17 protein-coding genes, 1 tRNA gene and 1 pseudogene are annotated in these 22,467 nt (G+C 44.4%); 11 read left to right on the plus strand and 8 right to left on the minus strand.

The features are described 5' to 3' along the window. Positions 1-185 precede the first annotated feature (185 nt). Positions 186-2,003, minus strand: a complete 1,818-nt coding sequence (locus QUB08_RS23655) for a PAS domain S-box protein (RefSeq protein ID WP_333227617.1) — start codon at positions 2,001-2,003, stop codon at positions 186-188. Positions 2,004-2,553: 550 nt separating this feature from the next. On the opposite strand from QUB08_RS23655, the gene purH reads away from it, so the two are divergent. Beyond that, positions 2,554-4,101: a bifunctional phosphoribosylaminoimidazolecarboxamide formyltransferase/IMP cyclohydrolase gene (gene purH, locus QUB08_RS23660; protein WP_333227619.1), complete on the plus strand. Its 1,548-nt coding sequence runs from the start codon at positions 2,554-2,556 to the stop codon at positions 4,099-4,101. A 288-nt stretch (positions 4,102-4,389) separates the two neighbouring features. Beyond that, positions 4,390-5,319, plus strand: coding sequence for a 2OG-Fe(II) oxygenase (locus QUB08_RS23665; RefSeq protein ID WP_333227621.1), 930 nt, complete (start codon positions 4,390-4,392; stop codon positions 5,317-5,319). 348 nt (positions 5,320-5,667) lie between these two features. On the opposite strand, the gene QUB08_RS23670 is transcribed toward QUB08_RS23665, so the two are convergent. Continuing rightward, the gene (locus QUB08_RS23670; protein WP_333227623.1) at positions 5,668-7,149 is read right to left on the minus strand and encodes an ankyrin repeat domain-containing protein; all 1,482 of its coding nucleotides are present in this window, start codon (positions 7,147-7,149) and stop codon (positions 5,668-5,670) included. Positions 7,150-7,245: 96 nt separating this feature from the next. Between QUB08_RS23670 and QUB08_RS23675 the strand changes: the two genes are divergently transcribed. The 5 genes from QUB08_RS23675 (at position 7,246) to QUB08_RS23695 (ending at position 10,346) form a co-directional block, all read left to right on the plus strand. Next, positions 7,246-7,716, plus strand: a complete 471-nt coding sequence (locus tag QUB08_RS23675; RefSeq protein WP_333054092.1) for a DUF4079 domain-containing protein — start codon at positions 7,246-7,248, stop codon at positions 7,714-7,716. Between the two features lie 148 nt (positions 7,717-7,864). Further along, on the plus strand, positions 7,865-8,614 hold the full coding sequence (locus QUB08_RS23680; protein WP_333227625.1) for a hypothetical protein: 750 nt from the start codon (positions 7,865-7,867) through the stop codon (positions 8,612-8,614). Next, positions 8,604-9,062 (plus strand): DUF7689 domain-containing protein, encoded by a 459-nt coding sequence (locus QUB08_RS23685; protein WP_333227627.1) that lies wholly within the window; start codon positions 8,604-8,606, stop codon positions 9,060-9,062. Before QUB08_RS23680 ends, QUB08_RS23685 begins: the two co-directional genes overlap by 11 nt. 125 nt (positions 9,063-9,187) lie before the next feature. After that, positions 9,188-9,730 (plus strand): type II toxin-antitoxin system antitoxin SocA domain-containing protein, encoded by a 543-nt coding sequence (locus tag QUB08_RS23690; RefSeq protein WP_333227629.1) that lies wholly within the window; start codon positions 9,188-9,190, stop codon positions 9,728-9,730. Positions 9,731-9,734: 4 nt separating this feature from the next. Continuing rightward, the gene (locus QUB08_RS23695; protein ID WP_333227631.1) at positions 9,735-10,346 is read left to right on the plus strand and encodes a type II toxin-antitoxin system PemK/MazF family toxin; all 612 of its coding nucleotides are present in this window, start codon (positions 9,735-9,737) and stop codon (positions 10,344-10,346) included. 344 nt (positions 10,347-10,690) lie between these two features. On the opposite strand, the gene QUB08_RS23700 is transcribed toward QUB08_RS23695, so the two are convergent. From QUB08_RS23700 to QUB08_RS23720, 5 genes are all read right to left on the minus strand, one after another. Next, positions 10,691-12,235 (minus strand): restriction endonuclease subunit S, encoded by a 1,545-nt coding sequence (locus QUB08_RS23700; RefSeq protein WP_333227633.1) that lies wholly within the window; start codon positions 12,233-12,235, stop codon positions 10,691-10,693. A gap of 1 nt (position 12,236) precedes the next feature. Beyond that, on the minus strand, positions 12,237-13,646 hold the full coding sequence (locus tag QUB08_RS23705; RefSeq protein ID WP_333227636.1) for a class I SAM-dependent DNA methyltransferase: 1,410 nt from the start codon (positions 13,644-13,646) through the stop codon (positions 12,237-12,239). 286 nt (positions 13,647-13,932) lie between these two features. Next, positions 13,933-14,229 (minus strand): GIY-YIG nuclease family protein, encoded by a 297-nt coding sequence (locus QUB08_RS23710; RefSeq protein WP_333227638.1) that lies wholly within the window; start codon positions 14,227-14,229, stop codon positions 13,933-13,935. A 158-nt stretch (positions 14,230-14,387) separates the two neighbouring features. Beyond that, entirely contained in the window at positions 14,388-17,060 is a 2,673-nt protein-coding gene (locus tag QUB08_RS23715) for a type I restriction-modification enzyme R subunit C-terminal domain-containing protein (protein ID WP_333227640.1), read from the minus strand. Between the two features lie 129 nt (positions 17,061-17,189). Beyond that, a tRNA-Cys gene (locus tag QUB08_RS23720) sits at positions 17,190-17,260 on the minus strand. A gap of 74 nt (positions 17,261-17,334) precedes the next feature. Between QUB08_RS23720 and cpdA the strand changes: the two genes are divergently transcribed. The 3 genes from cpdA (at position 17,335) to QUB08_RS23735 (ending at position 20,865) form a co-directional block, all read left to right on the plus strand. Further along, the gene (cpdA, locus tag QUB08_RS23725; RefSeq protein ID WP_333227642.1) at positions 17,335-18,216 is read left to right on the plus strand and encodes a 3',5'-cyclic-AMP phosphodiesterase; all 882 of its coding nucleotides are present in this window, start codon (positions 17,335-17,337) and stop codon (positions 18,214-18,216) included. Positions 18,217-18,407: 191 nt separating this feature from the next. Continuing rightward, a complete protein-coding gene (locus QUB08_RS23730; protein WP_333227644.1) occupies positions 18,408-19,886 on the plus strand; it encodes an alpha-amylase in 1,479 nt (492 codons plus the stop codon). Positions 19,887-20,088: 202 nt separating this feature from the next. Further along, the gene (locus QUB08_RS23735; RefSeq protein ID WP_333227646.1) at positions 20,089-20,865 is read left to right on the plus strand and encodes an SDR family NAD(P)-dependent oxidoreductase; all 777 of its coding nucleotides are present in this window, start codon (positions 20,089-20,091) and stop codon (positions 20,863-20,865) included. 89 nt (positions 20,866-20,954) lie between these two features. Here QUB08_RS23735 and cofG read toward each other — a convergent pair whose 3' ends face one another. Further along, entirely contained in the window at positions 20,955-21,905 is a 951-nt protein-coding gene (gene cofG, locus QUB08_RS23740) for a 7,8-didemethyl-8-hydroxy-5-deazariboflavin synthase subunit CofG (RefSeq protein WP_333227648.1), read from the minus strand. Between the two features lie 362 nt (positions 21,906-22,267). Between cofG and QUB08_RS23745 the strand changes: the two are divergent. Continuing rightward, positions 22,268-22,467: pseudogene (locus tag QUB08_RS23745) on the plus strand (photosystem II q(b) protein); the annotation flags it as partial.

Raw genomic sequence — 22,467 nt, forward strand, 5'->3', positions numbered from 1 at the left:
AGGTGAGCCGAAAAGCACCTGATAATTGTCTCTACAATGGGGAGGCAAAGCCTCTAAGTATGCGTTCCCAGCCAGAGTCTGGGAACGAGAAAAAACGATTTTTCTCGTTTTTTAGGAGTGCGAGCGTCCCGCTCGCTTGTTTGCCTATATATCAAGTTGGTAAGGTGCAGATTGCACATTCGGCACTAAGGTGCGATCGGCATTTTGATAGTAAATTCCGTGCCCTTGCCCAATTCCGAAGTACAATATAATTCGCCTTTGTGTCTTTCTACAATAATTTGATAGCTAATTGACAAACCCATTCCCGTGCCTTTGCCAATGGGCTTGGTAGTAAAAAATGTATCGAATATGCGCTGTTTGACTTCCTCAGTTATTCCCGGGCCGTTGTCGGCAATTTTAATTTCTACAAAATTGCTGCCTACTTCTGTGCAAATCCTAATTTGGCTGGGATTATCTCGCATTTCTTCACAAGTTCGCCTAGTGTTCGCATCTTCTAAAGCATCGATCGCATTGCTAAGAATATTCATAAAAACTTGATTGATCGGCCCAGCAAAACACTCAACAGTCGGCAATTCTCCGTATTGTTTTACAATTTGAATTGGCGGCTTTTCTCCGTTCCCTTTCAAACGGTGATTGAGAATTAACAGCGTGCTGTCAATACCTTCGTGGATGTTAATGGGTTTCATCTGTGAATCGTCATGCCGCGAAAAGTTCCGCAGCGACTGCACAATCTGGCAAATCCGCTCGACACCAACGCTCATTGAAGAGAGTATTTTAGGTAAATCTTCAGCTAAAAAATCGAGATCATTTTTTTCTCTTTCCTCTTGAATTTCGGCAACTGGATTAGGATAGTGCTGTTGATAAAGTTCGAGGTGGTGAAACAAGTCTTGAGTATAATTTGTGAGATGAGCGAGATTGCCGTAAATAAAGCTGACTGGGTTGTTAATTTCGTGAGCGACGCCAGCAAGTAGCAATCCCAAACTAGACATTTTTTCGCTTTGAACTAATTGGGAATTAGTGGCTTTGAGTTGCTCAAGTGTGGCTGCTAGTTGAGCGGCTTGTTGTCTGCTTTGTGCTTCGGAATTATGCAATGCTTCTTCGGCTTGTTTGCGCTCTGTGATGTCTCTCTGTACGCCAATAAAATGAGTTAATTTGCCCATGCGATCGCGCACGGGAGATATGGAGAAACAATTCCAGAAAGCGGTTCCGTCTTTGCGGTAATTCTTTAATATTACCTTGCATTCGCTTTCTGTTTGCAAGGCTTGGCGAATTATTTCTACTGCCGCCGGATCGGTATCGCTTCCGTGCAAAAATCGGCCGTTTTTCCCGATAATTTCCTGCCGCCGATAACCTGTCATGCTTTCAAATGCGGGATTGCAATAAATAATTGGATTTTCGGGGTCAGTGGCGTCAGAAATTGTAACGCCGGTGCTAGTAGCCGCTATAGCTCGATCGTACAACCAAAGCATTTCTTCTGCGCGCTTGCGATCGGTAATATCCCGCAGCGTAGCTAAATAAGCCATTTCTCCATCCCATTCCGTTTCCACAACCCGCATTTCTACTACAGCATTTTCTTTTTGCTTGCGAATAGCTTCAACTTCTGTTTGCACGACGCGAGTTCCTGGTGCTTCCGTTTTTCCAACTTGGGGAATAATATCCGTCGCCATCTCAAGGTCGCAAGCTGAAACTTCTACTACTAAATTGCCAAAAAATGCTTGACCTAGTAGTTCTTCTGCCGTGCAGTTAAATAGCGCTTCTGCTGACTGGTTGGCAAAACAGACAAGTCCTCGCTTGTTAACGATTGCGATGCCGTCGGCATTTTTTTCGATCACATTCCGAAACCGAGATTCGCTAGCTTTCAAATCCTGCTTTAGCTGTTCCATTGCTCGTTCCATCTGCTGCAATTCGCACAGACTAAGACTATAAGCTTCGGAAATGTTGGCCTGTGCCCAATTCTCGGCTCTTTTTTTGGGCATCTCTTGGTAGTCTGTTCTATTGGTCATACTTTGAGCAGTTTTTTTACGGTTCCTGCTCATATTACTGAGCTTATTTTCTGGATCGGCTTCTTGAAAAAACATATTTCTACCCTACCAAGTTCTTGTTTAGATTAAAGTGTTGCGATCGCCCTATTTTCCGGGAAATTTAGGGAGACCGCAATTTACACCCGATGCTAGCACATGAATTTTATAATTCATCATAAAAGATCGTTAAAATTCAAGAGCGATCGCCCTATAATTATCTATTAAGTTTTATTAAGTATTTTCAACAACACTGATACTTACGTAGCGACACGAATTGTGCAGTATTGATATGGCTTCAATCCCCCTCGCACTCACAAAATAACCAGTTCCACGCGCAAGTTCTACATATTTAGAAGCCACTGGTCAGTATAAAATATTATATAAGTTTGACAAAAAATATGGTTCAAGCTAAGCAGACTCATCTTTAAAATATTAAAAATAATCATAATTAGCCATTACCAAATCATCTCCCTGCCACCAGATTTGGTATAGAATATAACCTGTCTATTTTTGCGATCGCAACTTCAAACCAATGGCACGTCTAGCACTTCTGAGCACATCCAATAAAACCGGACTAATCGACTTAGCGCGCAGTCTAGTAGAAGAATTTGAATTTGACATAATTAGTAGTGGCGGGACAGCAACGGCCCTCAAAGAAGCAGGCATCCCAGTCACCAAAGTTGCGGAATATACTGGTTCTCCAGAAATTTTGGGAGGGCGAGTCAAAACACTTCACCCACGAATCCACGGTGGCATTTTAGCACGGCGCGATGTACCGGAAGACCTCGCAGATTTAACAGCAAATCAAATTCGGGCGATCGATCTAGTTGTAGTGAATCTGTATCCATTTGAAGAGACAATTTCTAAAGCAGGAGTTACTCTAGCAGACGCAATTGAGCAGATAGATATCGGCGGGCCGGCAATGCTGAGAGCTTCCGCCAAAAACCACGCTCATTTGACAGTTTTGTGCGACCCAGAACAGTACAATACTTATTTAAAAGAACTGCGGGAGAATGGCGGAGAAGCATCATTAGAATTTCGGCAAAGGTGTGCGCTAGAAACCTTCAAACATACAGCCAACTACGATCGCGCGATCGCAACTTATCTCAGCAGCCAATCCGCTGCTGAAGAATCTGCGCTACCAGACCAGTTTAATTTATCAGGAAAAGAGTTGCAAACTCTCCGCTACGGCGAAAATCCCCATCAAGCCGCCACCTGGTATCAAAGCGGAAGTACACCGACAGGCTGGACAACTAGCACTATCCTGCAAGGCAAAGAATTGAGCTACAATAATTTAGTAGATTTAGAAGCAGCAAGGCGACTAATCGTAGAATTCCCCGACACACCCGCCGCCGCTATTCTGAAGCATACAAATCCTTGCGGCACAGCCTTGGGAACAACTATTTCTGAAGCGTATCAAAAAGCCTTCGACACCGATTCAGTCTCAGCTTTCGGCGGAATTGTTGCCCTCAACCGCCCGATTGATGCTGCTACCGCAACGGCCTTAACTCAAACATTTTTAGAATGTATCGTCGCGCCGGGGTGCGAACCAGAAGCAGAAGAAATCATCAAGAAAAAGGCGAAAGTTCGAGTGTTAATTTTGCCAGATTTGACTCAAGGACCTGCACAAACTGTTAAAGTAATTGCAGGCGGTTTGCTGGTGCAAGACTCAGATAATATAGTAGAAGAAACTAGCAACTGGCGGATTGTTACCGAAAAACAACCGACGGCTGCAGAGTTGGAAGAATTGCTGTTTGCTTGGAAAGTCGCGAAACACGTCAAATCAAATGCGATCGTTGTGACGCGCGATCGCACTACAATCGGTGTCGGCGCCGGACAAATGAATCGCGTGGGCTCGGTTAAACTAGCATTGGAACAAGCAGGAGAAAAGAGCAAAGGAGCGATTTTGGCCAGCGACGGTTTCTTTCCCTTCGACGATTCAGTCAAAACTGCGGCTGAGGCGGGCATAATTGCGATCGTCCAACCGGGCGGAAGTATGCGCGATCAAGATTCCATTCAAGCCGCCAACCAACTCGGAATCACAATGGTTTTCACTGATATTCGGCACTTTTTGCATTAGGAATAATACCTCGACCAATGCTGCAGTGTGTACCATATTGTAGGGATACAATAGTGTTTGTTGGTGTCAAAAAGCGCGTTAAAACCTCAGTCCGCCAGGGACTTAAGTCCCTGCCTCAAAGCTGAAGTCCTCTGAAGAGGACTAAAGAAATTATCAGTCCTCTTTAGAGGACTTGAGCTATTAGACAGGGGTTTTAACCCCTGGCGGACTGTCGGTTTAACGTGCTTTTTGACACGAATCAACACTGTTATGTCCTTACCAAGTTCCTACTTGCGTCCTTCAAAAATTATGACTTACACTCAACCGCAAATTAAACCCCAAGACGTAAAAGTTAAAATCCTGCTCACCGGCGGACATCAGTGCACCGTCACCCTTAAATCTGATACACCATTATTGCACAGCCTGATCAAAACATTAGTCGATCGCACCCAACAAACACTGGGTTTTTCGCCCTTATTTCAAATCCCCATAGACGACGGGCGTTCCACCCTTTTTTTTCCCGGCGAACACCTAGTCGGATTAGTCACAGAACCCCCAATTTACTTGCAGCAACTGCAACCGCAGCAGCCTGCAACTCCTGTAGAAATTCCCGCAGAAATTCCCGCCCCTGCGCCGCCGGTAAATGACGACTTAATATCTCGCTACGCCCAAATAGACAACTTTTTGACCCCTGCCGAAAAGAACAAACTCATTAAATATGTCTTAGCAAAAGAATCAGAATTTGTGAGTACCAGCACCTCAACCAATGCCGAAGATTACCGCCGTTCGATGGTACTCCACTCGTTCCCCGAATTTTCCGAACTGATGGTTAATCGCATCAAAGCAATTCTCCCCGACGTGCTGCAAAAATTAAATATTCCCTCATTTCCGCTTGGTGAGATAGAAGCTCAGTTAACCATGCACAATGACAACAACTTTTACAAACTTCACAACGACAGTGGCTCGCCAGATACCGCCAGCAGATTTTTTACTTACGTTTACTATTTCTATCGAGAACCCAAGGCTTTTTCAGGTGGCGAGTTGCAGATTTATGACAGCAAAATTGAGAACAATTTTTATGTTGCAGACAAGACATTCAGAACCGTTGAACCTCGCAATAACAGCATCGTATTTTTTCTGAGTCGCTATATGCACGAAGTTTTGCGAGTTAGCTGTCCCTCGAAAGCTTTTGCTGATAGCCGGTTTACTATTAACGGCTGGGTACGCAAAGCAAATTGAGGTTAATATCGATTCCGGTTGCACCGGAATGCTGGTTGACTGTTGACTGTTGACTGTTGACTGTGAGTCCAAAAAATGAAAATTGCGCGATTTTTTTGTTGGCAGCTTGATTCGACTTTACGCCCGACGATGAAGCGCGCATTTGATATCCTTGCGGCGCAGCCGAAATTGATATAATTCATCGTCCTGGACGCACTATTCACCTAATTTTGTCATTCTGAGTGAAGCGAAGAATCTCAAACTATTGCCACACCCTTACAATGCGTAAGTCCCGATATCTGAGATTCTTCACTTCCCAAAGCCTACCCTCAGAATGACAGAATTACGTTACTCAAAACTATTTCATTCTTACTCCAGTGCTCCAGCACTTTTGAGCAATTTTACCACACTGGAATAACCCTTAAACTCAGCCAACATTAAAGCTGTATAATTTCCCGGATTTTTGTGGTTTAGTTCTGAACCAGCATCAATTAAAATCTTTACTGCATCAGGATAACCCCGATGTGCTGCCCACATTAAAGCTGTTGCGCCCGAATCATCCAGCAAGTTGACATCGGCACCTTTTTCGATTAATAATTGGACGATCGCAATATAACCCCGATCGCACGCCTTCATTAAAGCCGTTTTCCCCAAATCCGCCGGGACATTCGGATCAGCACCGCCGTCAAGCAAAGCCTTCACCGTCTCGGTATGTCCGTGAAACGCAGCCAGCGTCAAAGCCGTCTCCCCAAAGTTTTTAGCATTCAGAAACTCAGCCCGATTTGAGTTTACTTTTTGCAGCAAAGCTGATATAATCGCGCTATGACCGTGAACAGCCGCCACCAGTAAAGGCGTATCACCCAACCGATTTCTAGAACCGACACTAGCACCTCGGTTTAAGAGCAATTCCACCACATCTTCGCAGCCTTCAACCACCGCAAAATTCAAAGCAGTTTCATCATCTTTATCCTTAGCGTTGATATCCGCGCCAGCATCGAGTAAGATATGGGCGATCGGCGCATTTCCGCCAGCAGCAGCGGCCATCAAAGCCGTGCCCCCATCTCCATTTTTCACATTCGCATTAGCACCCGCACCAAGCAAAGTTTGCACCACATCAGTATTGCCGGAATCCGCAGCCAAAGTTAAAGCAGTTTCTCCGTTTTTGTCGGGAATTTCGACATTAGCACCAGCAGCCAACAGCGCCTCGACAACAGCCAAATTTCCCGCCGTCGCAGCCAGCATCAAAGCAGTTTTGCTCTCTAGATTTTTAACATTAGCATCGGCCCCACAATTGAGCAAAATTCGCACAATTTCAGCGCTACCTTGACGGGCAGCTAAAAACAACATAGAATTGTCAGCAACAGCACCTGCATCTGCCAAAGCTTTCACAACCGCTTCGTGACCCGATAAAGCAGCTATTTTCAGAGCAGAATCCCCATCTTTATCTCGGACATTTACATCAGCATTACCATCAAGTAACATCCGCACAACATTGATATCTCCTTTGAGAGAAGCCGCCATCAAAGCTGTACTACCATCATCATTTTTAGCATTAACATCAGCGCCAGCAGCCAGCAACAGCCGCACAGAGTCAGCCTGTTTGTGAGCCGCCGCCAGCATCAAAGCCGTCAGCCCAAAACGCCTGCTCACCTGGTTGACATTAGCGTCATTGTTTAGTAGAATACGCACGATTTCTGTATAGCCCTTTTGGGCAGCAAACATCAAAGCCGTCGTCCCCTCAGAGTCTTTGGCGTTAGCGTTAACATTCTTAGCGAGTAAAGCTTGGACGTGAATAATGTTGCCAGTCTTGGCGGCTTGAATCAATACAGCGTCTTGTTTAGTGGCAGGCATAATAGTCTCTCATACCGTATATTTTTACCATCACATGAGACGGCCTGACTGGTATGCTAAGTTTTATGAAGTATGTTTGCTAATCCTCAGAACACTATGAATCTCGAAATTCCTCAGTCAGTGAAAGTTTGGAGCCAATTCTTCCACCCAGTTTTAATGTGGGTATTGCTGGCTATCTCATTTTATGCTTTGTATCTCGGCCTGCAAATCCGACGTACCAGAAGCGCAGAAGGCGAAGTCAAAAAAGAGTTAATTAAGGGAAAATTCAACATCAAGCACCACCAGATGGGTTCTTTGCTGCTAGCGTTGATGGTAACGGGTGCAGTGGGCGGAATGGCAGTCACCTACATCAACAACGGCAAGCTATTTGTGGGGCCCCACTTGCTAGCAGGGTTGGGAATGACGGCAATAATTGCGATCGCAGCCTCGCTGACTCCTTTGATGCAAAAAGGCAATGATTTGGCGAGAAACACTCACATCTTTCTGAATATTGTGCTGTTGGGGCTGTTTGGCTGGCAAGCAGTATCAGGCGTGGAAATCCTGCAAAGAATTATCAGCAAAATGTGAGGATTTGGGTAAGAAGTAGAGCTATTGGGTAGGGACACGGCACTGCCGTGTCCCTACACATTTATGCTCAAAATGGTGTTATAATGAACGTATAAGTAAGCCAATTAGTCTTAATTCAACTTCTCTTAGGAAAGACAAGAAAACTAATATGCCTTCTTTAAAAATACATCCCCAATATCAATCCGGCATCGAAAAAATTATAGCCTTGGACAACTCAGTGTTTGAGGCTATTTTGACTGCGTTGAGAAAAACAGTCCCTGCGTTGCCTCTTGATGATTTAGTCAGAAACGTAGAGTCAGAGGTAGAAAACACGAACCATGATGATTTAGTCAATATACTAGAGAGTATTATTCCTATATACGCTTTAAAGAAAACTTATGCTTGGACAGTGGAAGAACTAGCAGATGAGCTTATTGCGGCTGTTGATGAATTTGAAGAAGTCTCTAACTTATCAACAGAAGAAAAAAAGCGATTTTGTCAAAAGCTTAAGGACTTGTTGATGCCGAATAGCTTTTTAGAATCGGCATCAAAAGCCAAAAATTTTTTAAAAGTATATTTGTTGCCTTCAGGAATTCCTGCTGATGACTTCCCGATTAAAAGCAAGGTAGAACTAGAAGCAGAGTTTAAGAAGTTCGCCGAAGAATGGCGTATCGAGACGGGGATGCTATCATTAGTTACACAGAAATCAATGCACCAGGCTTATCAGAGAATTATCGGCATGGGACAGCCAGTTATCCCCTTGATTTTGCGTGACCTCGAACAAAAGCCAGACCATTGGTTTTGGGCGTTGAGGGCAATTACTGGTGACAATCCGGTAAAACCCGAACAGCGCGGCCGGATGAAGCAAATGGCCCAAGCGTGGATACAATGGGGAAAAGAACACGGTTATGAGTGGTAAGCTAGAGTACCGAAAAATATTGAGATTTCCTAACTTAGAGCTTACTGAATATCAAGTAACAAGTGAAGAAACAGTAGATTATAATTGTTTTGCTTTTGCTGCTGGAGAAGAGGAATGCAGATGGGACCCGGTAGACCCAGATGGGTACTGGCCGGATGGTGTTTTAAGAGAGTTAACGCTGGAAGCTTTTATCCAAGCTTATCAAACTATTGGATATGAACCTTGCGAGAATCGTGACCTTGAACCGGGGTTTCAAAAAATAGTAATATACACCTATAACGGCCAGCCACAGCACGCAGCCCGACAAGAAGAGGATGGTAAGTGGAAAAGCAAGCTAGGGGATTGGGAAGATATCGAACATGAATTAGAAGGGTTAGAAAATCCTAACTATTATGGAGTTGTTCAACAAATATTAAAGCGAGCGGCAATCCCGCTAAATATTTCTTAGACTGCAATTAAACTTTTGAAGAGTATAGTCCTGGACGCACACACTCTATTTGTTACCCTTAGCTATTTTTTATCTGCTTTAATAGTCAAGCTTTGCTTTGGATGATATAATAGACTCAAGTTAAATTGAGCGAACAAGTTATAAGATTAATTAGGGAGCTTTTTGAAATAAAAAGAAGGAAAGCCATGCTAGAAAACCTGATCAAATACTTTGTTTACGCAACCAAAGGCTATATTACAAAAACGCAGTTAATCAAGTTTTTGTATTTGGCCGATCTTTATGCGGTCAAATGGACAGACAAGCAGCTTACTGATTTAGATTGGCGTTATTATTACTATGGGCCTTGGAATGAAGGCATAGAGGCTGTTTTAAATCAAATGAATGGTAAAGAGATTGTTCAAGAATCTCAGGGAGAGAGTATATTCATCAGACTTGGTGAGGGAGCTGGTAATGTGGATGATTTAAAGTTACCTTTAGGTCTGAAGCTCATGCTTGACAACATCAGGAGAGAATGGGCGGGTGCAGGAGAGGATAAACTGAATCAGTTACTAGAATATGTCTATAGCACTGCTCCCATGCTTGAGGTTAAATATAGCCACGAACCAGAGGAACAGGTGAGACTTAATCTGTACAAAGAAAGAGAAAAGTTAATGAGTGAATTGGGGTGAGCGAGTGGCTGGACAAAAACCGCGTCAAGGTTGGATTTATTTTATCAATCCCTATAGAGTATCTCTTCGTTGCAAACTCGGTCATCATCATATTTATGAGATAAATCAACCAGGGGAGATTGAGTGCAAGACAATTTCTTGCACTCAGGTAATGAATTCGAGTCGGGTTTTTCGGGGAGAGCATCCTTATATCGTTTGGACAAATGACCAATTTCAAGATGACTCTAAATACATCCAAACTTTGACGCTGATTCCGTTGACTTCACAAGAAACCTATAAAGGTTTGCCAACTGTATATCCGATTAATTCTACAAGCACAAATGGTCTTTCTTATAATTCCTTCGCTCTAGTGCATCAGATATGTACTGTTGATGCTAACTGTTTTAAAGATTCGCAAGGGGATTGGCTTAAGCGAGTTGGACAACTGGATAAAGCAGATAAGGAAGCTATAGAGGAACGTTTAAAGTATTTTTTTAATCTTGGGGATAATCCGGGTGAAGATTGGTTTATTAAAAATGCGTCTATAGAACTTTTGCAGAAAGTGTTTAATTCTCTAGCGGATGAAAACACAAAAAGTATGGCTATAGAAAAACTGATCGAGGATTTGCGATCGTAGTCAATAGACATCTATCATTCTGAGCGTAGCCATCGTTTGTCATTCTGAGCGTAGCGAAGAATCTCCGAGATCCTTCGCTACGCTCAGGATGACAAGAGGGGCTGTCAGGATGATAAATCGACGATTTGCGATCGTAGTCAATAGACATCTATCATTCTGAGCGTAGCCATCGTTTGTCATTCTGAGCGTAGCCATAGTTTGTCATTCTGAGCGTAGCGAAGAATCTCGGAGATCCTTCGCTACGCTCAGGATGACAACAGAGGCTGTCAGGATGACAACAGGGGCTGTCAGGATGACAACAGGGGCTGTCAGGATGATAAGTTGAGATTATTTGTTGGAAATGTCTAGTCAAACAGCGGCAATTCTAGCTGAATTGGTTCTAATTGCGGTGTTGGTTCTAATTGCGGTGTTGGTTCTAATTGCGGTTGCGCTTTCTTGCTGCGTTGTTTTTTGTTAGCCGCAGGCTTTTTAGCAGTTTTGGCAACGTTTTCTCTGTTTTCCCTTTCGGCGCGAATCCGTTCTAATAACACGGATGCTGGCTCGTCGTTGGGGTCTTGGGGAACCAGTTCACCCCGGAAGGCTTTGGCGAGGATGGATTGGGTTAGTTGGTCAATGTAGGTTCTGGCTTTTTGGTAGCGTTGTTCGATTTGGTCAGCGGTTTTGAAGAGGGTTTGGACGCGGTTGACGATTTCTTGTTGTTCGGGAAGAGGAGGCAAAGCAATTACTAATTCCCGAATATTATCTAAATTAAGTCCTGGTTTTCCAGCGCCATAAGCAGAATCCAAAAGTTGGGAACGCCCATGAGAGTAACTGATAACCCACAGATAAATAAATTGACAGTATTCAAGACTTACTAACCTAACTAAAGCAACGTGCTGACTTACATAAGCTTCTGGTAATTCCCTATCAACTAATGCTGTTTTCGCAACATTAGCTCCTGTAGCTGTAATTAATAAATCACCCAACTTTACTCTCGATCTAGTACCTTCAACATCTTCTGGAAGATTCACATAAGCCACTTCTTCAAGTTTTAAATGGTCAGTATTAATATCTTGTGCGCGAATAAAGATAGCTCCCTTCTCTGCATAATATTGCGCCCATCCACGCGAGCCACTCGTTACCAGAATACTCAATTGATCTAGTGTTACTGAACACCAGTTTTTAGGCATCTCTGATAAGGATTCTGTAGATGGTAGTAAGGGATGTTTACTATTTGAGAGGCGCTTTTCCTGAATCCGTTTTAAAAGTTCCTCAGCCGGCTCTACATCAGGATTATTTTCTCGCCAATCGGCGGTGAGGCGACCGGAACAAGCAGCAGACAGGACGGATTGACGGAAACGCTTGAGGATGCCGGGGATTTTGTCTAGTCGCTCTTTGCAGGTATCGACTTTAGCTAGTAGTTTTTCCAGCTTGGCAACAATGCGGCGTTGTTCGTTGAGGGGTGGAATAAGTATATTTATATCTTCAATATCTGATTTACTAATTGCTGTAAATGTTGAGCCAGTACCTTGTTTAGATAACCATTCTTCAATACTTCGCAAATAAAACAAAAGATAAAGCGATGGAATATTACCCGATGGGCGAATAGCCGCTAGACCCCTTCCAATAGCTGAACGCTCCTTACAAAGATTAGTAGGACCAACCGGAGCGCGTACTGAAATTAAAATATCATTACATTCAGCAACTTTATTTGGAATACTACAGTATTTAACTGGAGAGGGGAAAACTTTTCCAAACTCTGTTTTTCCTTGAAAAAAAGGTAAGCCGTTTCCTTGACGGTTGTAGGTTGATGAGGGAGGTGATTGACCCATTACGAGGTCAGCAACAACAGGTAATTTTACCTGAATCCACCCTGATGGTAAGTTCCTAGTATCTATATTTATCGGCATATTACTCATCCTCAGTAACCTCAATCAACTGAAGAATATCTTTTAAATCATCAACCACCGCTTCTAACTCAGTAATCGCCTCACTCGCCAAAAATTGCGGCTCAGGTAAACTGTCCCCATCCTCCAAACTTTCATCTTTCAGCCAAGTAATATCAAGCTTATAATCCCGCTGCTTAACCTCACTAATCGAGAACTTTCTAAACCGTCCCTCAAGCCCTAAATCAGTTCTGATACTCTGCCCATTTGGATCATCCCCGTAACATTGCTCAAACTCCGCAAAATGCAAAGACGTTAACGGACGATCCTTTTTAGTCACACCAGGCACATTAGAACGAGCATCAAAAATCCAGACATTTTCCGTAGGTAAACCCTTCTGTAAAAACACCACATTTGCCTTTACCCCTTGAGAATAAGGAGTAAACGTGCCTCTAGGCAACCTCAAAACCGTGTGTAAATTGCAATCTTGCATCAAGATTTTGAACACTTCCCCCGCCTTATCCTCAAACAAGCAATTATCCGGCAAAACCAGCGCCGCCCTTCCCCCAGGCTTGAGGATACTCATCACGTGCTGCACAAAATTTAATTGCTTGTTACTCGTCTCAATAGTAAAATCATCCCGATCCGGTGCTTGATTCGCGCCCCTCGTGCCAAACGGCGGATTAGTTAAAATGCAGTCATAGCGATCGCCCGAATCAGCCTCATAAATCGCATCCCCCAGATAAATCGTCGGTTCCAGCCCTTGCAAAAACAGATTCATCAGCGCCAGTCTGCGAGGGCGCGGGACTAAATCTTCGCCATAATAAGTTTTAGTTTTAATCCGCTTGATATCTTGGCGATCGAATGCGCCGCCAGTGATGTCTAATAACCACTGATAAGCACTTACCAAAAAACCCCCGGTGCCGCAAGCTGGATCGCAAATCTTAAAATTAGGGCTACTCAAAGGATTCGGCTTCATCACTTGGACGATCGATTTAATCAGCACCCTGGGTGTAAAATATTGCCCTGCACCCTTCTTGCCTTCACTAGCCGCTTTTTCCAACAACCCTTCAAACGCCGCCGCCTTGACATCCACACCCATTTCTGTCCAGTCTTCCTCATCAATCATCGCGATGATCCGCTTGAGATTGACGGGATTATTGAAACGAGGCATCGACTGAGCAAAAATATCACCCAGCAAGCCCGGAGATTCGCGAAGTGAGCGAAGTACATCCAGATAATGATCTGTTAAATCAGTGCCCGATCGTTTTTTTAAACTCTCCCACTCACACCCCAATGGAACATCAACACCCCTTTCATCAGCCATTTTCAGAAACAGCAGATAAGTTAATTGCTCAATGTAGTCGCCATAATCGATCCCGTCATGGCGCAGAGTGTGGCAAAAGCCCCAGAGTTTGTTTACAACGTCAGACATAATTGCTGTGCTTCAAGATGTGATTCTGAGATACTTCGCTCGGCTAAAGCCTGATTGTCATTGTGACAGCCTAAGTGTCATTGTGACAGCCTCCTTGTCATTCTGAACGCACTGAAGAAACTCCGAGATGCTTCGTTGCCTCAGCATGACAGCCCCATTGTCATTCTGAACTCAGTGAAGAATCTCCGAGATGCTTCGTTGCCTCAGCATGACAAATCAAATAATTGTCATTCTGAACGTAGTGAAGAATCTTCGAGATGCTACGCTCAGCATGACAGCCTCATTGTCATTCCCCAAACCATTCAGCACTTAGATCGCGCCACTCTGGATTTTGTGAATCTATTAAAGCAATCTTCTTTGCTCTTGTCCAGCCTTTTATTTGTTTCTCACGAGCGATCGCATCCGTTACCTGTGAAGTTTCTTCCAAATAAATCAGCTTATTTATATTGTACTTAGACGTAAATCCCGGTACAAGTTTATGTTTGTGTTCGTATACCCTACGTTGCAGATCATTTGTAACACCCGTGTAAAGAGTTCGCGATTTATTTGTCATTATGTACACGTAATATTGTCTTGTATTCATAGTAAAAAGGTTATTTGGGAAATGCTTCGCTACCCTCAGTATCTCCGAGATCCTTCGCTTCGCTCAGGATGACAAATCAACTAATTGTCATTCTGAACGCAGCGTAGCGCAGTGAAGAATCTCCGAGATCCTTCGCTTGGCTCAGGATGACACAGCAGCTAAGCTGCAATTGCAGCATTAATCTCATCAATCAGCGCTTCTAGTCCACCTGAAAAGACTTTTTTCGCCTTACCCTTACCGCCGACTCGTTCAAAAATCGGCGCATACTCAAAATCATCCATCTCAATAGTGAGATTCTGCACTAAATGCTCTTGGATGTAACCAAGCCATTTTAGCTGCTCCTCGTTAAACGACTTACCAACCATCACAGATGCGATCGCTCTTTCGATGCGCTCCACGGCCGTATAAATTGGCTCATCAGCACGGGCAGCACGTTTGACGATCGAGATAATATCAGCCAGAGCCTTATTATGCACCAACTGAGTCGCCCTTTGCAGTTCCGCTTCTCGAAACTGATTTTGTCCCAACTTTTCCCGAAGTTCGTTGAGTGCCGCAGTCTTCCAATCTCGCGGGCGTTGGAGTAAAATGGCGATCGCCTCTATCTGCTCGGGATTGTCTCGTACAAAGCGGCAAAAACTATCTAAATAATCCTCGGCTTTTTGCCCCTTAATCATCACCTCAGAGGAGACAGTATCTTCCTGCTGGTAAGCGATGATAAAAGTCTGTTTAGCCCTAGGGTAGTTTTCCAACAAATCTTGGAAGCCGGCATCTTGCAGCAAATTCAGCGTATTCGTAAAATCCCGCTCAATCCTTTCTGTCAATTCCCCCGCAAACCTACCCATATCGCCATCGGGGATATAATCAGCAAACCGCGCCCTGGCTTCGTGATTCATCCCCCTGTCAATCCGGTGCAACCGCTTCACCAAAGATTTAAGATGATAATCTCGATCGATATTTTGATAAATTTTCTGAATAACCTGCCCAACTGGTACAGGATCTTTAGCAGGTGGGTCGATCTTTAAATCAGTTGTATTAGCAAAATATTCAATTAAAGAACCCCCAAAACAATCAAATATCTTAAAGTGAGTTTTGTTAATTTCATCGCAAAGACGAGTCCCCCTACCTAACATCTGCACCCAGAGAATCCGAGATTTCACCGGACGCATAAACACGATAAATTCTAGACTGGGAATATCTACCCCCGTAGTCAGCATATCCACAGTCACCGCTACTTTTGGTTGAGGACGATTGCGAAACTCCCGAATCTTTTGCAGCGGTCGATCTACACTAGGACTACCTGTAATTTTCTGCACAAAATCATCACCCCGCCCAAACACTTCCTTGCAGATACCGACAATTTGATCGGCATGGGAGCGATGAGGCAAATCATTCACCGCAAAAATCAGAATTCTGGGAAAACGCCCGGTTTCTTCCTGATGTTTCTCGGCATATTCGGCAATTTGTTCGATGATTTTGCGGTTGCTATCGGGGACAGTTATTTTGCGTTCAATATCCGCAGTCGAAAACTCCCGCTCATCTTCTAACTCGTCGTAAATCTCCTCTCCTGTCTCCGTATCAATTACGCCAACTTCTTCGCCTTCTTGCAAAAAAGCGCCATTGATCCGAATATCTGAATAAATATAAACTGGCTCATAATCGACCAACCAACCATCTGCGATCGCCTCTTCAGTGGTATAACGATAAACTACCTCTTTAAATAAGGATAGAGTATTCACCGCCGGAGTCGCCGTCAAGCCAATCTTGAGCCCATCAAAATAGTCGAGAGTATTGCGCCAAACACTTGTCTCTTTAGTGGTATATCCCCGATGGCACTCATCGGCAATAATTAAATCAAAAGCATGAAGGGGAATATCGAATTTTTCGGCATCGCTTTCGTCATCAATATCACCATCGGTTCCGACATCAACGCTGCCTTTTCCAAACAAATTAATACTCATCCTTTGGATAGTAGAAACATAAACAAAGGTATGACTAGCTTGGGGTGTTGTTAGATAGGAACTTGGCAAAACTTGGGGGTCAAACTGTTCGTCCTCGCCAAAATCCTCTTTCTGAAATCGCTGACTATAGACCTCATATTCTTGATTAAATTTATTTCCCCTCGGCGTATTGAACGAAGCAAACGTCCTCACCGCCTGTGCTGCTAATGCCCTGCGATCGACTAAAAACAGAATCCGCTTGGCTACCTTCGCCTCTAGCAACCGATAAATTTGAGCAACTGTGAGAAAGGTTTTGCCAGTTCCCGTTGCCATAGCCACCAGCATCGCTCGTTTGCCTTTGACGATCGCTGATTCTGTGGCCGCGATCGCATTTTCCTGGTAGGGGCGAAGCCTCTCAATTTGCTTAATCGGACTATTCTGCAACCGAGTATAGCTGGCAGCTTGGTCATGCTCAAACATTTCCGTTAAGGCATCCGCTGTATGAAAACTGGCAATTTCCCGAAAGATATTCAGTTCGCCTCTAACATCCAGAAAATAAATATTTTCGCCATTCGTAGAGTAGAGAAAAGGCACTCGGTAGCCTCGCCAATTCCCAATTCCATTAAACACCCCCCGCGAGTAGCGCTTTGCTTGTTCCAATACATTTTGTGCGCCAACCGCTACTTTTTTGGCTTCAACAACACCCAAAAGCCGTCCTTTGACAAACAAGGCATAATCAGCCGGGCCCTTGGCTGTAGGATATTCCTCAACTGCATGGAATTGCAGCGCGGAAGTATCCAACCCATTTCGATATTTGACAATCTGCCAATTGAGCGACTTCAGCTTAGTATTAATTCTCTGTTTTCTGGTTTTAGACTCAGATTCTTGGCTCATCTTTGTTTGCTGTTATAAAGCTAGAACTCAAGAAGATTTTCGCAGTGGAGTTGAGCACTCTCGCTATATCCTGTTAACCTTCTCGATCGCCCAAACGGCATTTTAGCCACATCTAACAGAAATTAAAAAAGGCGGCACCCAGATTTGAACTGGGGGTGGAGGTTTTGCAGACCTCTGCCTTACCACTTGGCTATGCCGCCGTCACGTCTGAAATTTGACGTTTTCTTATAGTACACCAAATCTCGAAAATTTTAACATACCTGTCAAAAATTTCGTGAAGCGCAGCTATCCCGTAGGGAATCGCCCTTTTTTCCCACACCTCCAAAACCCATCCGAGGCTATTCTAGAACTACATCGATCGCCCGCAACACCAGCCATGACACCAGTTTCTCCCCTACTCGTCGCCCAAATCACCGACACTCACTTGTTTGCAGAGATCGATCGAGAATGGAAAGGCCTCTCAACAACCCGCACCCTCCAAGCAGTTCTCGATCGCTTGCAACAGATACAGCCGCCGCCCGACTTACTCCTACTCACAGGCGACTTATCCCAAGACGAAACACCCGAATCCTACCAGCGCCTAGTCTCCCTCATCGCCCCCCTCGGAATTCCCGCCTACTGGATACCTGGGAACCACGACAACATCCCAGTCATGGCAGAAATCTTAAATCTGTCGCCCCTTTCCCCAGAAAAATCATGGATGCTAGGAAATTGGCAATTTCTATTACTTTCGAGTGTGGAAGCGGGATGCGACGGCGGGCGGCTTTCCCCAGAAAGCTTGCATTGGCTCGACTCTCAACTGCAACAAACGGGCGATCGACCTGTTATGATTGCCTTGCACCATCATCCTTTGCCGATCGACTCTGAAATAATGGATGGAATGATGCTGCACAATGCCGATGAATTTTTCGCAATTGTCGATCGATACCCTCAAATTAAAATCGTTCTTTGTGGCCACATTCACCAAGAATTTCAACAACAGCGGGGCTCCGTTACCTACTTGGGGACACCCAGCACCTGCCTCCAACTTTTACCCAAAAGCCATCCGATTATAGTTGACAAAATCCCGCCGGGATTTAGATTGCTTGAATTGGCGATCGACGGTACTTGGAACACCAGAGTTGAGCGAGTTGCTGCAAAATCGCCACTAACTTAATATTTTTTAGTAGGTCTAAAACAATTACTATCAAATTTACATTTTGTTGTCAATACATCAACAGATAGATTGTTTTTAGCAGCCCCATCTATTATGATATTTATTAACGATAGATAGCAGACCTACGTAAACTAGCAAGCTACGAACAAAAATCTATCTGGCAACATTACAAAATAGCAAAAACTAAATATATGTCTGAACTCAATGGCGTCATGATGCAGTATTTCCACTGGTACAGCCCCGACGACGGCAGCCTGTGGAATCAGCTAGCGAAATCTGCAAAAGATTTAGCCAAAATAGGCGTTACATCGCTGTGGTTGCCGCCAGCCTATAAAGGAACGGGCGGCGGTATGGATGTGGGTTACGGCGTCTACGACTTATTCGATTTAGGCGAGTTCGACCAAAAAGGGTCGGTACGCACGAAATACGGCACAAAAGATGAGTATTTGGCCGCGATTAAAGCTGCACAAGATGCTGGAATTCGGATTTATGCTGATGTTGTCTTCAACCACAAATTAGGTGCAGATGCCGAAGAAGAAGCCGAAGCAACACCCTTCCATCCCGACAACCGGAATGACACCGTAGGCGAATATCAAAAAATCAAAGCTTGGACGCATTTTACCTTCCCCGGACGCGACAAAAAATATTCTAGTCTGGAGTGGCATTGGTGGCATTTTGACGCCATTGATTACAACGTTTACAACACAGAAACCCATGCCGTTTACCTGCTAAAAGGCAAAGAATTTGATCAAGGAGTAGACTTAGAAAAAGGTAATTTTGACTACCTGATGGGTTGCGATTTAGATATGGACAACCCAGAAGTCAGCGGGGAGTTAAAATACTGGGGTGAGTGGTATGTCGATACAACAAACGTTGACGGCTTTCGCTTCGATGCCGTCAAACACGTTAAAGCAGAATTTTTCCAAGAATGGTTGGAACACGTTCGTAACTATGTCAAACGCGACTTATTTGCAGTCGGCGAATATTGGTCTTACGAAGTGGAAGCTTTGCACTACTTCATCCAAGCAACGGACGGTAAAGTCTCCTTATTTGACGCCCCCCTCCACTACAACTTCTACGCTGCTAGCAAAGCCGGCAATAACTACGACTTACGAACAATTTTTGATAACACCCTCGTCCAACAGCAACCAGCCCTCGCCGTTACCTTGGTTGACAACCATGATTCTCAACCATTACAATCCCTAGAATCAGTTGTCGAGGCTTGGTTTAAACCCCTTGCCTACGCTTTAATTCTGCTGCGGCGCGAAGGATATCCGTGCATTTTTTACCCGGACTATTACGGCGCTAACTATAAGGATACAGCAAACGATGGCAACGAATACGAGATTTGGTTAGACAAACATCAGTTTATTCTCGATAAATTCTTGTTAGCGCGCCAAACCTATTCCTACGGCAATCAGTACGATTACTTCGACCACGCCAACACTATTGGCTGGACGCGACTTGGAGATGAAGAACATCCGGGCGGCATGGCTGTGGTACTCAGTAACGGAGGCGATGGCACCAAGTTTATGGAAGTCGGACAACCGAATCGAACTTATATTGACATCACCGAACACATCCAAGAACCAATCACAACTAATGATGATGGTTGGGCTGATTTTCGGTGTAACGCCGGTTCTGTTTCGGTCTGGGTGCCACAGCCGTAAGAACAGCATTAAAATTGAGGTACTCCTCTGCCTAAAGTAGGGTGTGCACTGCACACCTTACCGCTATAATTAGTAAATTAAACCACTTTTTACTTTCATGATTTTGATGACGGAAAGTTGTTTGTAGTGAGGACTCAAGTCCTCTCTCTAGTATTATTTTTATACTATGCGATCGCCAAAAAAAATATTTATCTAAAAAAATATGAAACTTTCAGAAAAAGTTGCAGTTATTACCGGCGGTGGGTCGGGAATTGGTCATGCAGCAGCAATTTTAATGGCCAAGGAAGGCGCAAAAGTTGCTATTATCGATCACATTTTGGAAACGGGGCAAGAAACCGTCCGCCAGTTGGTCAATGAAGGAGGCTGCGGGCTGGCTATTGCCGCAGATGTTGGAGATTCTGGGCAAATGCAAAAAGCGTTTCAAACAATTTTTGACGAATATCAAAGAATTGATATTGTGTTTGCAAATGCGGGTATTAATGGTGTATGGTCGCCGATAGAGGAGATAGAACCCGATGAGTGGGATCGGACAATTAACACCAACCTCAGAGGAACATTTTTGGCTGTTAAGTATGCTGTTCCTCATCTGAAAAAACAAGGAGGTTCAATTGTAATTACATCATCGATTAATGGTACCAGAAGCTTCAGGAAAGTTGGTGCCACGGCCTACGCTTGTTCAAAAGCGGCCCAAGTAGCCTTTGCAAAAATGCTGGCGCTAGAACTCGCAGCCTGCCAAATCCGAGTCAATGTGATCTGTCCGGGCGGGGTGCTGACTGCCATTGAGGAAAGCACAGTTAAGCGCCATCTCGATCGCATTCCAGTCGCGCCTGATTCCATTCAAGACATGATTCCTTTGACGGATAATACGGCAGGTTCTAGCGAAGAAGTCGCCCAATTAGTGTTATTTCTGGTATCACATTCCTCCAGCTTCATCACAGGTACTGAAGTCTGGATTGATGGTGGCGGTTCTTTGATTTAACATCTCAATAGTTTATTTTTATCACTCGGCGGTTGAAACCGCTTCTTGTCAAACGAAGTCCGCCTGCGCGGACTAAGAAATAAGAATTTCTAATGACTAACTCTCCATTGTTTAACAGCAGTTTGCAATGTCTGCGGTAGCCACTTATCGTACTGAGGATAAACAGGCAAACGCTGCACGAGTTGCCATCCCGCTGCTGCTAAAATTTCTGTTAAAGTTAGGTGTTGCAGATGAGGATAATCGGGATTAACTTCATCCCGCGGCCCGATTCCTCCTAAATCTCTAGCACCTGCTTCTAAACAAGCAAGTAATATGTCGGGCTGTGCAACTAAATTCGGCGGAATTTGCAGCCTGATTTCATCAGGTAAAATGCTGCGGGCGATCGCAATTACTTCGGGCATTTTTGTAGCATCAAAAACTTCACCGTCCCAACTTTGCTGATTTCCCGGACTGTGTGGCTGGAGGATAACTTCTTGAATGTGATTGTAACGCGAATGAATGCGGGCGATCGCCTCTAATGTCTCAATCCAATCTGCCTCACTTTCCCCAATTCCCAGCAGCAAACCAGTTGTAAACGGAATCTTTAATTCCCCAGCCCATTCTAACTGTTGCAGCCGCAACGCCGGCACTTTACTCGGTGCGTGCCGATGAACAGTTTGTAACAAATGTGGGGCAAGCTGTTCTACCATCAGCCCCATCGATACATTCACCTCTTTTAACTGTGCCATCTCCTCCAAGCTGAGCGGCCCCACATTAGTATGGGGCAAAAATCCCAGAGCAAGTGCCAGTTCGCACAAATCGTAAATCCGCTGCAACCAAGCTTTTCGCCGTTGACTCTGGGGATGTACCTCGCCGCTGAGGATGAGAATTTCAATTACACCTTGAGTTTGCAGCAAGTTGAGCTGTTTCTCGGCTTCTGCGAGTGTCAGCCAAGGACTTTGCAGCGGTTCTGCCCGAAAATTGCAATAGGTGCAGCGGTTAAAACACTCGTAAGTGGGAACCAGGGTATAAGCAGGGCTGTAGGTGACGGTGCGGGACATTCCTTGGGATTTTTATCGATCGGACTTACGCAACAACATATATCTGTGCAGTGCGAGTTTTGGGGTTGGCGATCGCAACCCTTCATCTATCTTAACACTGACGCAAGTCCGGAATCTCGTTGCCCAGGTAGATTATGAGTATTGTTCATTTGTGGGCGATCGTCCACAAATTCCGCATTCTGCTTTTCAACTCCCTATACAGCAAGCCTTCTGGCTTTTAACAAGCATATTTTATGACACCTATAAGAAAAACTGTGCTTAAAAGGCCTTTACAAACTGAAATAAAAGGTTTATGTTTATTTACATGGCGGAACACAAAGCCGTCACGAACATTGAAAACCAAATAAAGCAATCATAAACAAATGACAACAACCTTACAGCAGCGCGAAAGCGCCAACGTCTGGGAACGCTTTTGTGAGTGGGTCACAAGCACCGACAACCGGATTTACATCGGTTGGTTCGGAGTCTTGATGATTCCTACCTTACTCAGCGCCACCATCTGCTACATCATCGCCTTCATCGCAGCCCCACCAGTGGACATCGACGGCATCCGCGAACCAGT

This window comes from Microcoleus sp. BR0-C5, from assembly GCF_036705045.1.
In the GTDB taxonomy this organism is placed as follows: Bacteria; Cyanobacteriota; Cyanobacteriia; order Cyanobacteriales; family Microcoleaceae; genus Microcoleus.

Bases quoted from the DNA above. Each gene is read 5' to 3' on its own strand.
- QUB08_RS23655 (WP_333227617.1), bottom strand. From the start codon at position 2,003: ATGACCAATAGAACAGACTACCAAGAGATGCCCAAAAAAAGAGCCGAG.
- purH (WP_333227619.1), top strand. From the start codon at position 2,554: ATGGCACGTCTAGCACTTCTGAGCACATCCAATAAAACCGGACTAATC.
- QUB08_RS23665 (WP_333227621.1), top strand. From the start codon at position 4,390: ATGACTTACACTCAACCGCAAATTAAACCCCAAGACGTAAAAGTTAAA.
- QUB08_RS23670 (WP_333227623.1), bottom strand. From the start codon at position 7,149: ATGCCTGCCACTAAACAAGACGCTGTATTGATTCAAGCCGCCAAGACT.
- QUB08_RS23675 (WP_333054092.1), top strand. From the start codon at position 7,246: ATGAATCTCGAAATTCCTCAGTCAGTGAAAGTTTGGAGCCAATTCTTC.
- QUB08_RS23680 (WP_333227625.1), top strand. From the start codon at position 7,865: ATGCCTTCTTTAAAAATACATCCCCAATATCAATCCGGCATCGAAAAA.
- QUB08_RS23685 (WP_333227627.1), top strand. From the start codon at position 8,604: ATGAGTGGTAAGCTAGAGTACCGAAAAATATTGAGATTTCCTAACTTA.
- QUB08_RS23700 (WP_333227633.1), bottom strand. From the start codon at position 12,235: ATGCCGATAAATATAGATACTAGGAACTTACCATCAGGGTGGATTCAG.
- QUB08_RS23705 (WP_333227636.1), bottom strand. From the start codon at position 13,646: ATGTCTGACGTTGTAAACAAACTCTGGGGCTTTTGCCACACTCTGCGC.
- QUB08_RS23710 (WP_333227638.1), bottom strand. From the start codon at position 14,229: ATGAATACAAGACAATATTACGTGTACATAATGACAAATAAATCGCGA.
- QUB08_RS23715 (WP_333227640.1), bottom strand. From the start codon at position 17,060: ATGAGCCAAGAATCTGAGTCTAAAACCAGAAAACAGAGAATTAATACT.
- QUB08_RS23730 (WP_333227644.1), top strand. From the start codon at position 18,408: ATGTCTGAACTCAATGGCGTCATGATGCAGTATTTCCACTGGTACAGC.
- QUB08_RS23735 (WP_333227646.1), top strand. From the start codon at position 20,089: ATGAAACTTTCAGAAAAAGTTGCAGTTATTACCGGCGGTGGGTCGGGA.
- cofG (WP_333227648.1), bottom strand. From the start codon at position 21,905: ATGTCCCGCACCGTCACCTACAGCCCTGCTTATACCCTGGTTCCCACT.